This is a genomic window from Pseudomonas sp. KBW05 (genome assembly GCF_003852405.1).
In the GTDB taxonomy this organism is placed as follows: domain Bacteria; phylum Pseudomonadota; class Gammaproteobacteria; order Pseudomonadales; family Pseudomonadaceae; genus Aquipseudomonas.
Genome location: NZ_QAJM01000007.1, coordinates 220,104 through 233,680, shown reverse-complemented (window position 1 = coordinate 233,680; position 13,577 = coordinate 220,104). Strand labels below are relative to the sequence as shown.

Sequence of the window (13,577 nt, the reverse complement as noted above, 5' to 3'; positions counted from 1 at the left end):
GCAAGCCCGCTCCCACATTTGAAATGCATTCCAAATGTGGGAGCGGGCTTGCTCGCGAAGAGGCCGGCACAGCCTCCAACAATCCCGGATCAGACCTTCTTGTACAGCTGACTACCTTCCTGCTTGAACCGCTCCGCCTGCTCCGCCAAGCCCTTGGCCACATCCACATCCACCGCATCAATGCGCTGGTTGGCCGCGTACTCACGCACTTCCTGGGTGATCTTCATCGAGCAGAACTTCGGCCCGCACATCGAGCAGAAATGCGCGACCTTGGCCGAATCCTTCGGCAGCGTTTCATCGTGGTAGGAACGCGCGGTGTCCGGGTCCAGGCCGAGGTTGAACTGGTCTTCCCAACGGAACTCGAAGCGCGCCTTGCTCAAGGCGTTGTCGCGGATCTGCGCGCCTGGATGGCCTTTCGCGAGGTCAGCCGCATGGGCAGCGATCTTGTAGGTGATGATCCCGGTCTTCACGTCATCCTTGTTCGGCAGCCCCAAGTGCTCCTTCGGCGTCACGTAGCAGAGCATCGCGCAACCGAACCAACCGATCATCGCCGCACCGATCCCGGAGGTGATGTGGTCGTAGCCCGGCGCAATGTCGGTGGTCAGCGGGCCAAGGGTGTAGAACGGCGCTTCGTCGCAGCACTCCAGCTGCTTGTCCATGTTCTCCTTGATCAGTTGCATCGGCACGTGGCCCGGGCCTTCGATCATGGTTTGCACGTCGTGCTTCCAGGCGGTCTTGGTCAGCTCGCCGAGGGTTTCCAGCTCGCCGAATTGCGCGGCGTCGTTGGCGTCGGCAATCGAGCCCGGGCGCAGGCCGTCGCCGAGGGAGAAGCTGACGTCATAGGCCTTCATGATTTCGCAGATTTCGTCGAAATGCGTGTAGGTGAAGTTCTCTTTGTGATGCGCCAGGCACCACTTGGCCATGATCGAGCCGCCACGGGACACGATGCCGGTGACGCGCTTGGCAGTCAGCGGCACGTAGCGCAGCAACACACCGGCGTGGATGGTGAAGTAGTCGACGCCCTGCTCGGCCTGCTCCACCAGGGTGTCGCGGAACAGCTCCCAGGTCAGGTCTTCGGCGGCGCCGCCGACTTTTTCCAGGGCCTGGTAGATCGGCACGGTACCGATAGGCACCGGCGAGTTGCGGATGATCCACTCGCGGGTTTCGTGGATGTGCTTGCCGGTGGACAGGTCCATCACGGTGTCCGAACCCCAGCGGATGCCCCAGGTCAGTTTCGCCACTTCTTCTTCGATGGACGAACCCAGGGCGCTGTTGCCGATGTTGCCGTTGATCTTCACCAGGAAGTTACGGCCGATAATCATCGGTTCCAATTCGGTGTGGTTGATGTTGGCCGGGATGATCGCGCGGCCACGGGCGATTTCTTCGCGCACGAATTCCGGGGTGATGATCTTCGGCACGCTGGCGCCGAAGCTGTGGCCGGCGTGTTGCTGGTCCAGCAGGCCGCTGGCGCGGGCTTCTTCGAGCTTCATGTTTTCGCGGATGGCGACGTATTCCATCTCGGCGGTGATGATGCCTTTGCGCGCGTAGTGCATCTGCGTGACGTTGGCGCCTGCCTTGGCACGGCGTGGGTTCTTCACGTGGGCGAAACGCAGCGCGGTCAGTTCGGCATCGCTGAGGCGCTGCTGGCCGAAGTGCGAGCTCAGGCCCGAGAGGCGCTCGGTGTCGTTACGCACTTCGATCCACGGCGAGCGCACATCGGCCAGGCCTTTGCGCACGTCGATGATCACGTTGGGGTCGGTGTAGGGGCCGGAGGTGTCATAGACCACCACGGGCGCGTTGATTTCACCGCCGAAATCGGTGGGGGTCACGTCCAGGCTGATCTCGCGCATCGGCACGCGGATGTCCGGGCGAGTGCCCTGCACGTAGACTTTTTGCGAGCGGGTAAAGGGCTGCACGGAGCCGGAGTCGACCTTGGCCGATTCACTCAAATGCACGGTATTTTTTAGTTTTGTCGTCATCACGGGCTCTCCAACTTTCTATCCAGGCGGTGGATTTTTGTCGGAGCGAACCTGTGACGGATGGACGCACTGAAACCAGTGCTGTGCTTGGCGCACGAGGGCTGTTCGATTGTCGAACAGCATCCCGGACGAAGCACAAGAGGACTCGCCGGGTGACGAGAAATCTTGTTCCCTACGCAGGCGCTAACCTGATCAGGTTCAACGGGATCCGGTATTTACCGATCTCAGCCTTCCAACAAGGCACCCCGACAAGAACGCGGCCAGTCTAGACCATGGCGTGGGCAAATTGCCAATAGCGGTGCATTCAGCATGATGAATGGCGTAATTGCAGGATTGTTGTGCAGTGATCGCGCCACTACACTCGGGGACTGCCTCAAGGCTTGACGCCGGGATTGGCCAGCCTTAGCCTTGGGCGCTAAATTATCGCCGTAATATTCAATCTAGGGAACGCCTCATGCTGCGCAAACTCTCACTGGCTCTTGCCGTGTCTTGTGCGACCAATGGAATGGTTTGGGCAGCAGAAGCGCCCTTGTCCGCCAACACTGACTTGGTCAGCGTCTACCAGGAAGCGGTGAACAACAACGCCGACCTGGCTGCCGCCCGCGCCCAATACGGCGCACAAAAAGAAGTGGTGCCCCAGGCCCGCGCCGGCTTGCTGCCGAACCTGTCGGCCGGCGCCGACAGCAACAACGTGCGCACCCAGCTCGCGCAGCCAGCCGGCACCGCCAACCGTGACGCGCATTCGTGGCGCGCGACCTTGAGCCAGCCGCTGTTCCGCGCCGACCGCTGGTTCCAGCTGCAAGCCGCCGAAGCTGTCAACGAGCAGGCCGCCCTGCTACTGTCGGCCACCGAACAGAACCTGATCCTGCAGAGCGCCGAAAACTATTTCGCCGTGCTGCGCGCCCAGGACAACCTGGCCTCCACCAAGGCCGAAGAAAATGCCTTCAAGCGCCAGTTGGACCAATCCAACGAACGCTTCGACGTCGGCCTGTCGGACAAGACCGACGTGCTGCAATCCCAGGCCAGCTACGACACCGCCCGCGCCAACCGCATCCTCGCCCAGCGCCAGGTGGAGGACGCGTTTGAAGCGCTGATCACCCTGACCAACCGCCAGTACAACTCGATCCAGGGCATCGTCCACAGCCTGCCGGTGCTGCCGCCGCTGCCGAACGACGCCAAGTCCTGGGTCGACACCGCCGGCCGCCAGAACCTCAACCTGCTGGCCAGCAACTTCGCCGTGACTGCCGCCGAAGAAACCCTCAAGCAACGCAAGGCCGGCCACGCGCCGACCCTCGACGCGGTGGCGCAGTACGAAAGAGGCGACAACGACGCCCTCGGTTTCAGCAACCCGAATGCCTTCGGCACGCCGTACCGGGGCGATGTGGAACAACGCACCGTCGGCCTGCGCCTGAACATCCCGCTGTACAGCGGCGGCCTGACCAGCTCGCAAGTGCGCGAATCCTACTCACGCCTGGACCAGACCGAGCAGCAACGCGAAGGCCTGCGCCGCCAGGTGGTGGAAAACACGCGCAACCTGCACCGCGCGGTGAACACCGACGTGGAACAGGTACAGGCGCGCCGCCAGTCGATCATCTCCAACCAGAGCGCGGTGGAAGCCACGGAAATCGGCTATCAGGTGGGTACGCGCAATATCGTCGATGTGCTGGATTCACAGCGCCAGCTGTACTCGTCGGTGCGCAACTATAACAACAGCCGGTATGACTACATCCTCGACAACCTGCGCTTGAAGCAGGCGGCGGGGACGTTGAACCCGGGGGATTTGCAGGAGTTGGCGCGGTATCTGAAGGCGGACTACAACCCGGATCGGGATTTCCTGCCGCCGGATCTGGCCAAAGCTGCCGCCGAGCAGCTAAAAGCCCGCCCTGGATATTGATAACACTGTAAACCCAATGTGGGAGCGGGCTTGTGTGGGAGCGGGCTTGCTCGCGAATGCGGTAGGTCAGCCAATACATGTGGTGACTGACACACCGCTTTCGCGAGCAAGCCCGCTCCCACATTTGACCTCTGTTGTCAGTGGGTGATGAGTTTGCCCAAGCCATCCAGCAAACGCTTCAAAGCACCTTGGTTGGCCTGCATCACCTTGAGCCCCGCCTGCCCCATCCTGCGCGCATCCTGCGGCAACTCGAACAACTGGCGCACGGCCTCGGCCAACCCTTGCGCATCATCCACCTGCCGCAACGCCCCGGCCTCACGCATCATCGCGGTGATTTCGAGGAAGTTGAACACGTGCGGCCCCATGATCACCGGTTTTGCCAACGCCGCCGGTTCCAGCGGATTGTGCCCACCGGTCGCCACCAGGCTGCCGCCGACAAAGGCGCTGTCGGCCAAGGCATACAGAAACAGCAATTCGCCCATGGTATCGCCGAGCAACACCGACGTTTGCGCGGTGACGGGTTCGCCTGTGGAACGGCGCACCGTGGCGAATCCCTGCTGCCCACACAGGTCGAACATCGGCCCGAAACGCTCCTGGTGGCGCGGCACCAGAATCAATAACGCATTGGGATAGCTGTCGAGCAACTGACGATGAGCGGCCAGCACCACTTCATCTTCACCTTCATGGGTGCTGGCAGCGATCCACACCGGGCGCTCCGTGGCACCCCATTGCTCACGCAACGCGGCGGCGCGACGTGGCAGTTCGGGGTCGATGGTCAGGTCGAACTTGATCGAGCCGGTGACATCGACGGTTTCAGGTCGCGCACCCAGGCTGCGGAAACGCTCGGCCTCAGTCTCGGTCTGCACCGCGAGCAGGCTCATCTCAGCCAGCATCGGCGCAGTCAGCTTGGCGAAACGCCCATAGCCCTTGGCCGAGCGTGCCGACAACCGACCGTTGGCCAATGCCACGGGAATACCGCGCTGGGCGCAGGCGTGGATATGGTTGGGCCACAGCTCGGTCTCCATGATCACCGCCAGTTTCGGCTGCACGCGATCAAGAAACCGCTTGGCCGCGCACGGCAAGTCATAGGGCAGGTAGCAGTGCTGCACGCGCGGTTCATTGGCGAACAACGCCTGAATGCGCTCGGACCCGGTGGGCGTCATGCAGGTGACGGTGATCGCAAGCGTCGGATAACGTTCCAGCAGCCCGCGCACCATCGGCGCAGCGGCGATGCTCTCGCCCACCGACACCGCATGCACCCAGATCCCGCCCGGCTGCAACACCGGCAAGCCATACGAGAAGCGCTCGCTGACCCGCTTGGCATAGGCCGGCGCCTTGCGCGCACGCAGCCACAGACGTAAAGCCACCAACGGCAGCGCCAGATAAAACAGACAGCTATAGAGAGTTCTATTCATGGCGGCGGAGTTTATCGGCTTTTTCAGTCAATCGCGCGTAGGCACTCGGCAAAACGTTCCGCCAGAAAACGCGCGGCCGGGCCGAGGGGTTCGTCGCGCCGCCACACCAGCTCCACCACCAGCGCCGGCGGGGTCCATTCGCTGTCCAGTTCGACCATCTGGTTCTGGTAGGTCGGGTACTGCACCACATGCCGCGGCAACCAGGCCCAACCCAGGCCACGGGTCAGCCATTCGGCCAGCACGTAAAAGCTATCGGCGCGCCACACCTGCGGGCTGGCGGCCTCGCTGCCGGGGTAGACACTGGTCTGGGTCGACATCAGCAACTGGCGATACTGCGCCAGGCCCTGGCAATCCACGGTTTTCTGCCGGGCCAGCGGATGATTGCGTCCACAGACGGTGACCATCTCCACGCTGCCCACCACCCGCCGCTCCAACGCTTCGGGGATTTGATCGTGATAGAACAACATGCCCAGGTCCGCCTTGCGCTCCACCAGCTTGCGTGCGACATCGCCTTGGGCGGCGCTGGAAATCTGTACTTCCAGATTGGGAAATTGCCCAGCCAGTGCATCCAGGCTGTCGAGCACCGGCTGATACAGCATCGCCTCATCCTGGGCCAGGCGCAGGCAGGCTTCTTCGCCGCGCATCAGAGACAGCGCCCGGCCGTTGAGGCGCTCGCACTGGCGCAGCACTTCCCGGGCTTCTTCCAGCAACACCGTGCCGGCTGCGGTCAGGCGTGGCTGGCGGCCGCTGCTACGCTCGAACAGGCTCACGCCCAAGTCGGCTTCCAGCAGCGCAATGCCATTGCTCACCGCCGACTGCGCCTTGCGCTGCCCGCGCGCCACCGCGGAAAACGAACGCTGCTCGGCGACGCTGACAAACAGGCGCATCTGTTCCAGGTTCCATTGCACGCTCATGGCTCAACCCATCTTTAATTCGGATAGGTAATGACTTTACCCCATCTGATAAAGCCCTAAAATGCCGGCCTTATCAAAAGCGCTTCACACCGAGGATTACCCCATGAACCCTGCCTACTACTACTTGGCTATCGCCATCTGCTCGGAAGTGATCGCCACCGTTTCCATGAAAGCCATCAAAGGCTGGAGCACCCCGATTCCACTGGCGCTGGTGATCGTCGGCTACGGCGTCGCCTTCTGGATGCTGACCCTGGTGGTGCGCACCGTGCCGGTGGGCGTGGCCTACGCGGTGTGGGCCGGGATGGGTATCGTGATGGTGAGCATCGCCGCGCTGTTTATCTACGGGCAGAAACTCGACCTGCCGGCGATGCTCGGCATGGGCCTGATTGTGCTGGGCGTGGTGGTGATCCAGTTGTTCTCGAAAACCGCCGGGCACTGACCGCCACGCAACAGCCTGTATACTGCGCCTCTTGTCTTGAACACTGAGGTCGCCCATGCCATCCGTTATTTCCACCGACGTTCTGATTGTCGGCGCCGGGGTTGCCGGCCTCTGGCTGAATGCGCGCCTGCGCCGCCAGGGGTTTTCCACGGTGTTGGTGGAAAGCGCCACCTTGGGTGGCGGGCAAAGCGTGAAGTCCCAGGGGATCATTCACGGCGGTGCGAAATACGCCCTGCACGGCGCCCTCACCGGCGCCTCCGAAGCCATCGCCGACATGCCGCGCCGCTGGCGCGAAGCCTTGGCGGGCAACGGTGAGCTGGACCTGACGGGCGTGCGCCTGTTGTCCGAAGCCCATTACCTGTGGTCCCCCGGCACCCTCGCCGGCAACCTCACCAGCTTCTTCGCCAGCAAGGCCGTGCGCGGGCGTGTCGATCAGGTCAAGGGCGACGACCTGCCGCCGGCCCTGCAAGACCGCCGTTTCAAAGGCAAGGTCTATCGCCTGGCCGAACTGGTGGTGGACGTGCCGAGCCTGATCGAACGCCTCGCGCAACTGGCCGGCGACGGCCTGCTCGCCGGGCAACACATCGCCCCGCTGCTGGAAGGCAACAAGCTGGTGGGCTTGACGGTCGATGGCCGCGCGATCCGTGCACAACGCATCGTCTTGAGCGCCGGCGCCGGCACTGCGGACTTGCTGACCGCCCTGGGCCTGAGCAAGCCGGCGATGCAAAAACGCCCGTTGCACATGATCATTGCCAAAGGCCCCGGCCTGAAGCCGCTGTACGCCCATTGCCTGGGCGGCGGCACCAAGCCGCGCATCACCGTCACTACGCACCCGGCCGCCGATGGCAACTGGGTGTGGTACATGGGCGGCGATATTGCCGAGGCCGATGGTGTGGCGCGTACGCCGCAAGAACAGATCGCCACTGCCCAGCAAGAGCTGACGCAGTTGCTACCGTGGATCGACATGAGCCAGACCCAATGGGCCACGCTGCGGGTGGACCGCGCCGAGCCCCTGCAAACCGGCCTGAGCCGCCCCGACAACGCCTTTGTCTTTGAGGATGGTCGCCTGCTGGTGGGCTGGCCAACCAAGCTTGCCTTGGCGCCGGACTTCGCCGATCGGGTGATCAACGCCCTTGAACGCGACGGCATTCGCCCGACTGCAAGCGAACCCTTGCCTGAGTTGCCAAAACCCGCCATCGGCGTACCGGCCTGGGAGCAACTGCTGCCATGAGCCTGCCGACCCTGCACGATTTGCATCGCCCGCTGGGCAGCACCGGCCTGCTCGTCTCTCCGCTGGGCCTGGGCACCGTCAAGCTGGGCCGTGACCAAGGGGTGAAGTACCCCAATGGCTTCCAGATCCCCGATGACGATGCCGCACGCATGCTGCTGCGCCAGGCCCGCGAGCTGGGCATCAACCTGATCGACACCGCGCCGGCCTATGGCATGAGCGAGGAGCGTCTGGGCCCGCTGTTGCGCGGCCAGCGCCAGGACTGGGTGATTGTCAGCAAGGTCGGCGAAGAGTTCGACAATGGTGTGTCCCGCCACGACTTCAGCTCGGCCCATACGCGCCTGTCGATTGAGCGCAGCTTGAAACGACTGGAAACGGATTTTATCGACCTGGTGCTGGTGCATTCTGACGGCAACGACCTGCACATCCTCAACGATTGCGAGGTCTACCAGACCCTGGCCGAGCTGAAACAGGAAGGCAAGATTCGCGGTTTCGGCTTTTCCGGCAAGACCGTCGAAGGCGGCGTGAAGGCTCTGGAACAGGGTGATTGCGCAATGGTCACCTACAATTTGAACGAACAGGCCGAGAAAGCCGTCATTGATTATGCGGCGGCCCATGGCAAGGGCATCCTGGTGAAGAAAGCCCTGGCCAGTGGCCACGTTTGCCTCGAGCCTGGAATGGATCCAATACACGCCAGTTTCATGCTGTTGTTTGCGCAAACCGGCGTTGCCAGTGCTATTGTCGGGACCATCAATCCGCTGCACCTGGCCCATAACGTGGCGACCGCTGCCCGGGTCATCCGTCAACTCTGATGCCGCCGACGCGGCCGACCCCGTCGCAAGAAGGAGCCGACATGCCGCGCACGCTCATTAGAAAAAACCCCAGCAACTTCAAGACACTGCCGCTGCACGTCGAAGCCACCCCCGAAGGCCTGAACTACCAGAGCGTCGGCATGCCGCTCAACTTCGCCCAGACCCTGCAACGGCGCAAGCCGGTGGAAGTGGCCGACCCCGAGCGTTTCGTGCTGGAACTGGCAAACCTGGGCGTGTCGGTGCGCCTGACCCTGCATTGGCAAAACAAGGATTACTGGGTGCTGGTGCGCCAGCGCCGCCAGGACCGTGGCGACGTGGTGCTCAAGCTGATCTCCGGTTACGTACCGGCCCACGAGCTGAACCTGCCGCTGCACACCGCGATCCAGGAAATTGCCGAAGAGTGCCTGCTGGAGACACCCGAAGGCTGGCTTGGCGGACGTTTCAACGACACCTGGCTGCCGGCGCCCTACTCCGCCGCGCTGCACTATCGCGAAGCCCTGCCGTTTCGCCTCAGCCCTCTGTCCGGCGCCGCGCGCCCGGTGCGCTGCGCCACGACCCAATTGATCGAACGTCCACGGGCCTACGTGCACCTGCCCACCGCATCGCTGCAACTGATCTATGACTTGCGCCTGGAAGTGCCGAAGGAGGCCAAGTCCCTGAGCCTGTTCCATGTGGACGAACGCCTGGAAGGCGACCAGTTGGTGGCACGTCTCGACCGCCAGCGCCCCGATCTGTACCTGATGCCGCTGAAAGACGGCCAGCCGCTGGCCGAGCTGTACACCGTCAAAAAAGATCAGCTGTACCCGGCCAGTACGCGCGGGTTGTACCTGGCAGAAAGCTTCGCCCAGCAGGAAGGTTGGCTGGTACGTGAAGAACGGATTCGCTGGAAGGATTGGCTGCGCCAGCAGGGCTTGGCGGAGCCGGAGAAGGAATCGAAATTGAAGCGCCTGGCACAGCGAGTGTTGCGCAAGATAACGCCGAAGAAGAAAGCCAGCAGCTAGCTGGTTCATTCAATTGCCAAGCCCTGCACAAATCCAAATGTGGGAGCGGGCTTGCTCGCGAAAGCGGTGGGTCAGCCAGCACAGGAAGAGACTGGTACACCGCCTTCGCGAGCAAGCCCGCTCCCACATTTGTGATTGCGTCAGCCTTTGAGCAAGCGTTCCAGGCCGACCTTCAACGGGGTCGGCTCGGGTAGTTTGAAGCTCGCCAACAACCGCTGGTTATTCGCCCGCGAGTGGCGAATATCCCCGGAACGCGCCGGCCCGTAAGTCACCGCCGGCAACTTGCCGACAATTTCTTCCAGCGCCTGCAACACCTGCTTGAGCGTAGTCGTGCGATTCCAGCCCACATTGATCGCGCCCAACGGTGCGTCCGGCGCTTCAATGGCTTGCACCAGCACGTCAACCAGGTCTTCCACGTACATGAAGTCACGGGTCTGCTCGCCATCGCCAAACACGGCAATCGGCACGCCCTGCTGCACGCGCTCGCTGAAGATGCTGATCACCCCGGAATACGGCGAGGACGGGTCCTGGCGCGGGCCGAAGATATTGAAGAAGCGGAAAATCACCGGCTCCAGGCCATGCTGGCGGCGGTAGAAATCAAAGTAGTGCTCACCGGCCAACTTGTCGGACGCATACGGCGTCAACGGCGCCTTGGTGGTCTCTTCGTCAATCGAAGCGCCCTCGCCGTTATTGCCGTACACCGCTGCGCTCGAGGCAAAGACCACGCGCTTAACGCCCGCCTTGCGCATCGCTTCGCACACATTCAGGGTGCCGACAAAATTGCTCTGGTGCGTGCTGACCGGATCATCCACCGACGCCTGCACCGAAGCCACCGCCGCCAGATGAACCACCGCCGCCGTGCCGACAGCGGCACGCGCCACCAGCTCGGCGTCGGCCACATCGCCTTCCAGCAATTCGACACGCGGGTTATCCAACGCCAGGTTACTGCGCTTGCCGGTGGACAGGTTGTCCAACACGCGCACGCCGTAACCCTTGGCCAACAATGCATCGACCAGGTGCGAGCCGATAAAGCCCGCACCCCCGGTAATCAGGACACACTTACTCATTGTTGCGGATCTTCTCGACGATGGCCGTGGTCGAGCTGTTTTCAACCAGCCCCAACACTTTGACTGTGCCGCCGTAGGCGCTGACGATGTCGGCCCCCACCACCTGGTCGACGGAATAGTCCCCGCCCTTGACCAGCACGTCGGGCTTGACCTGGGCCAGCAGGTTTTCCGGGGTGCCTTCGGCGAAGCTGATCACCCAGTCCACTGCGCCCAGACCGGCCAATACAGCCATGCGCCGGTCAACGCTGTTGATCGGACGGCCAGGGCCTTTCAGGCGGCTGACCGAGGCGTCGTCGTTGACCGCCACGATCAGGCGATCGCCTTGGGCGCGCGCCTGTTCCAGGTACGTCACGTGGCCGGCATGCAGGATGTCGAAGCAGCCGTTGGTGAACACAATGCTTTCGTTGTGGGCACGGGCATCGTCAATTGCCAACAGCAATTGCTCGATCCCCAGCACCCCGCGCTCCGAGCCTTCGGAACGCTGGATCGCGCGGCGCAGTTCCGGCGCGCTGATGGCAGCGGTACCCAACTTGCCCACCACGATGCCCGCGGCCAGGTTGGCCAGGGCCACGGCGTGGGGCAGTTCCTCGCCGGCCGCAATCGAGGCGGCCAGGGTGGAAATCACCGTGTCACCGGCGCCAGTGACGTCGAACACTTCACGGGCACGGGCCGGCAGGTGCATCGCCGGATGATCCGGGCGCAACAGGGTCATGCCGTGTTCGCCACGGGTCACCAGCAAGGCGCCGAGGTCGAGGTCGGCCATCAGCGCCGCGCCTTTGCTCACCAGTTCGTGTTCATCGGCACAGCCGCCGACGATGGCTTCGAACTCGCTGAGGTTCGGCGTGATCAGGCTGGCACCGCGATAAATCGAGAAGTCCTTGCCCTTGGGATCGGCCAGCACCGGAATGCCTTTGGCCTTGGCAGCCTGGATCAGCGCCTGATGGTTCTTCAACGCGCCTTTGCCGTAGTCGGACAGCACCAGCACCTTGATGCCTTCGAGCAGCTCATCGACCTGACCGCTGAGGGCTAGGGCGTCGGTGGCGAAGGGTTCTTCAAAATCGATGCGCAGCAATTGCTGGTGACGGCTCATGACCCGCAGCTTGACGATGGTCGGCTGATGGGCGATGCGCTGGAACTGCGCACGCACGCCGGCACCGCGCAGGCTATTGGCCAGGCTGTCGGCGGCTTCGTCGTCGCCGGTCACACCCACCAGGGAGGCCGGGGCGCCGAGTGCGGCAATATTGAGGGCAACGTTGGCAGCCCCGCCTGGACGGTCTTCGATTTGCTCGACCTTGACTACCGGTACCGGCGCCTCAGGGGAAATCCGTGAGGTACCACCATGCCAGTAACGGTCGAGCATGACATCGCCGACCACCAAGACAGGGGCTTGATCGAATCGCGGCATGGACAACTTCATGGAGCAACCCACATACAAAATGAACAGGGGCGCGATATTAGCACAGGGTGAGCGCCGCCTTGTCCGAGAGCTTTATCTGTAAGACATCCGGCCGCACAACTGCTCACTTTTTAAACAAAACCGCCAGGACGTGCTCCACGGCTTCGGCCAATTCGACCTCGTCGGTGTTGATTTCGCAGTCGGCCTGCCGGGGGGCTTCATAGGGGCTGTCCAGCCCGGTGAAGTCCTTGATGCGCCCGTCCAGCGCCGCCCGGTACAGGCCCTTGGGATCGCGGCGCACACAGATCGCCAGCGGCGTACTGACATACACCTCAAAAAACTGCCCCGGCCCGAACAGTGCCCGCGCCGTCTCGCGGTCGGCACTGAACGGCGAGATCGCCGATACGATCACGATCAGCCCCGCATCCACCATCAACCGCGCCACTTCGCCAATGCGCCGGATGTTCTCCTTGCGCGCCACCACGCCCATGCCCAGGTCGCTGCACAACCCGGCGCGCACGTTGTCGCCATCAAGCACGAAGGTGTGCCGGCCCTGCTCGTTGAGCTGCACTTCCAGCGCATTGGCCAGGGTCGACTTGCCCGACCCGGACAACCCCGTCAGCCACAGACAACAAGGTTGCTGGTGCTTGAGCGCGGCGCGGGCGGCCACCGTCAGCGACAGGGCGAAGGGGCGCACGTCGGCGACGCTGCAGGAAAGCGACGAGTTATTCATAACCCAAGACCTCGTAGTCGCGCTGATAGGCACGCCTGACCAAACGGCGCGTACGCAAGGAGCAAAAGTCCCGGACGGGTTCGCTGCGGCGCCCAAGGGAAACGTTGAGATGAGGCAAGGCCGCGTTCAGTCCAAGGCGTTCGCAGACACTGCGAAAATCCCGCTGCAGGTGCTCCTGGCGTCCAAGAAAATCCATGGACATGCGCCCCAGGTGATCCACCAGGAAGTCGGTCTGCGGGGCAAAGTGCAGTTGCCGGCGCAGGTTGTCCGGGTGCAGCCAGCCGGCGACGAAGTGATCAAAGTCGCGGTAGCTGCCCACCAACGCCTGGGCCTCCCGATCCCGGCTGCCCATGCTGTTGCCGCGCAGATAGGTGTACGCCGAGTAGGCACGTTCCAGCGGGTCACGCACGAAGGCAAACTTGAAACTGTCGGCGCAATGCGCGGGGAATTGCTGCTCATACCAGTGGTACGGCAAATGCCCCGGCCAGCGCCCATCCAGCAGTACCGAGCAGACACTGCTGCCCGCGCACTTGGGCACGTGGATGAACACACAGGCATGTTTTACAAAAGCGGGCGGAAGGACGGTCAATGCCGACATGGACTTGTTGACCGCCTGCCGATCCACCACCGACAAACGCCCTAACAAAAAAGCCCTCTGCTGTTTGGGCAGCAGTTTCCAGAACAGACGTTGCAACATTC

Annotated in this window: 12 protein-coding genes and 1 riboswitch; of the genes, 5 read left to right on the top strand and 7 right to left on the bottom strand. The window is 62.9% G+C overall.

All coding sequences use genetic code 11. From position 1 onward, the window contains the following. Positions 1 to 89: 89 nt before the first annotated feature. Positions 90 to 1,979 carry a phosphomethylpyrimidine synthase ThiC gene (gene thiC / locus DBR46_RS06790; RefSeq protein ID WP_124525531.1) on the bottom strand — a complete coding sequence of 630 codons (1,890 nt, stop codon included), beginning with the start codon at positions 1,977 to 1,979 and terminating at the stop codon, positions 90 to 92. Between the two features lie 152 nt (positions 1,980 to 2,131). Beyond that, positions 2,132 to 2,237, bottom strand: a riboswitch (TPP riboswitch). A 196-nt stretch (positions 2,238 to 2,433) separates the two neighbouring features. On the opposite strand from thiC, the gene DBR46_RS06785 reads away from it, so the two are divergent. After that, the gene (locus DBR46_RS06785) at positions 2,434 to 3,873 is read left to right on the top strand and encodes a TolC family outer membrane protein (RefSeq protein WP_124525530.1); all 1,440 of its coding nucleotides are present in this window, start codon (positions 2,434 to 2,436) and stop codon (positions 3,871 to 3,873) included. A gap of 137 nt (positions 3,874 to 4,010) precedes the next feature. Here the strand turns inward: DBR46_RS06785 and waaA are convergent, their stop codons facing one another. After that, the gene (gene waaA / locus DBR46_RS06780; protein WP_124525529.1) at positions 4,011 to 5,288 is read right to left on the bottom strand and encodes a lipid IV(A) 3-deoxy-D-manno-octulosonic acid transferase; all 1,278 of its coding nucleotides are present in this window, start codon (positions 5,286 to 5,288) and stop codon (positions 4,011 to 4,013) included. Positions 5,289 to 5,311: 23 nt separating this feature from the next. Then, entirely contained in the window at positions 5,312 to 6,202 is an 891-nt protein-coding gene (locus tag DBR46_RS06775; RefSeq protein WP_124525528.1) for a LysR family transcriptional regulator, read from the bottom strand. A gap of 103 nt (positions 6,203 to 6,305) precedes the next feature. Between DBR46_RS06775 and DBR46_RS06770 the strand changes: the two genes are divergently transcribed. From DBR46_RS06770 to DBR46_RS06755, 4 genes are read left to right on the top strand one after another with little or no spacing between them, the layout of a single operon-like run. Next, the gene (locus DBR46_RS06770; RefSeq protein WP_017734929.1) at positions 6,306 to 6,641 is read left to right on the top strand and encodes a multidrug efflux SMR transporter; all 336 of its coding nucleotides are present in this window, start codon (positions 6,306 to 6,308) and stop codon (positions 6,639 to 6,641) included. A gap of 55 nt (positions 6,642 to 6,696) precedes the next feature. Then, positions 6,697 to 7,872, top strand: coding sequence for an FAD-binding oxidoreductase (locus DBR46_RS06765; protein WP_124525527.1), 1,176 nt, complete (start codon positions 6,697 to 6,699; stop codon positions 7,870 to 7,872). Then, positions 7,869 to 8,681, top strand: a complete 813-nt coding sequence (locus DBR46_RS06760) for an aldo/keto reductase (RefSeq protein ID WP_124525526.1) — start codon at positions 7,869 to 7,871, stop codon at positions 8,679 to 8,681. Before DBR46_RS06765 ends, DBR46_RS06760 begins: the two co-directional genes overlap by 4 nt. 41 nt (positions 8,682 to 8,722) lie before the next feature. Then, the gene (locus tag DBR46_RS06755; protein WP_124525525.1) at positions 8,723 to 9,682 is read left to right on the top strand and encodes a metal ABC transporter ATPase; all 960 of its coding nucleotides are present in this window, start codon (positions 8,723 to 8,725) and stop codon (positions 9,680 to 9,682) included. 140 nt (positions 9,683 to 9,822) lie between these two features. On the opposite strand, the gene DBR46_RS06750 is transcribed toward DBR46_RS06755, so the two are convergent. The 4 genes from DBR46_RS06750 to DBR46_RS06735 all read right to left on the bottom strand — a co-directional run bounded on the left by DBR46_RS06750 (position 9,823) and on the right by DBR46_RS06735 (position 13,575). After that, positions 9,823 to 10,749, bottom strand: a complete 927-nt coding sequence (locus DBR46_RS06750; RefSeq protein ID WP_124525524.1) for an NAD-dependent epimerase/dehydratase family protein — start codon at positions 10,747 to 10,749, stop codon at positions 9,823 to 9,825. Then, on the bottom strand, positions 10,742 to 12,166 hold the full coding sequence (gene hldE / locus DBR46_RS06745) for a bifunctional D-glycero-beta-D-manno-heptose-7-phosphate kinase/D-glycero-beta-D-manno-heptose 1-phosphate adenylyltransferase HldE (RefSeq protein WP_124525523.1): 1,425 nt from the start codon (positions 12,164 to 12,166) through the stop codon (positions 10,742 to 10,744). The genes DBR46_RS06750 and hldE overlap by 8 nt, the downstream gene beginning before the upstream one ends. Before the next feature lie 103 nt (positions 12,167 to 12,269). Continuing rightward, positions 12,270 to 12,878 carry an adenylyl-sulfate kinase gene (cysC, locus tag DBR46_RS06740; protein ID WP_124525522.1) on the bottom strand — a complete coding sequence of 203 codons (609 nt, stop codon included), beginning with the start codon at positions 12,876 to 12,878 and terminating at the stop codon, positions 12,270 to 12,272. Next, positions 12,871 to 13,575 (bottom strand): sulfotransferase family 2 domain-containing protein, encoded by a 705-nt coding sequence (locus tag DBR46_RS06735; RefSeq protein ID WP_124525521.1) that lies wholly within the window; start codon positions 13,573 to 13,575, stop codon positions 12,871 to 12,873. Before DBR46_RS06735 ends, cysC begins: the two co-directional genes overlap by 8 nt. Between the last annotated feature and the right edge of the window lie 2 nt (positions 13,576 to 13,577).

Coding starts and splice junctions, on each gene's coding strand:
- DBR46_RS06765 (WP_124525527.1), top strand. CDS start 6,697: ATGCCATCCGTTATTTCCACCGACGTTCTGATTGTCGGCGCCGGGGTT.
- DBR46_RS06775 (WP_124525528.1), bottom strand. CDS start 6,202: ATGAGCGTGCAATGGAACCTGGAACAGATGCGCCTGTTTGTCAGCGTC.
- hldE (WP_124525523.1), bottom strand. CDS start 12,166: ATGAAGTTGTCCATGCCGCGATTCGATCAAGCCCCTGTCTTGGTGGTC.
- DBR46_RS06735 (WP_124525521.1), bottom strand. CDS start 13,575: ATGTTGCAACGTCTGTTCTGGAAACTGCTGCCCAAACAGCAGAGGGCT.
- waaA (WP_124525529.1), bottom strand. CDS start 5,288: ATGAATAGAACTCTCTATAGCTGTCTGTTTTATCTGGCGCTGCCGTTG.
- DBR46_RS06755 (WP_124525525.1), top strand. CDS start 8,723: ATGCCGCGCACGCTCATTAGAAAAAACCCCAGCAACTTCAAGACACTG.
- DBR46_RS06785 (WP_124525530.1), top strand. CDS start 2,434: ATGCTGCGCAAACTCTCACTGGCTCTTGCCGTGTCTTGTGCGACCAAT.
- thiC (WP_124525531.1), bottom strand. CDS start 1,979: ATGACGACAAAACTAAAAAATACCGTGCATTTGAGTGAATCGGCCAAG.
- DBR46_RS06760 (WP_124525526.1), top strand. CDS start 7,869: ATGAGCCTGCCGACCCTGCACGATTTGCATCGCCCGCTGGGCAGCACC.
- DBR46_RS06770 (WP_017734929.1), top strand. CDS start 6,306: ATGAACCCTGCCTACTACTACTTGGCTATCGCCATCTGCTCGGAAGTG.
- DBR46_RS06750 (WP_124525524.1), bottom strand. CDS start 10,749: ATGAGTAAGTGTGTCCTGATTACCGGGGGTGCGGGCTTTATCGGCTCG.
- cysC (WP_124525522.1), bottom strand. CDS start 12,878: ATGAATAACTCGTCGCTTTCCTGCAGCGTCGCCGACGTGCGCCCCTTC.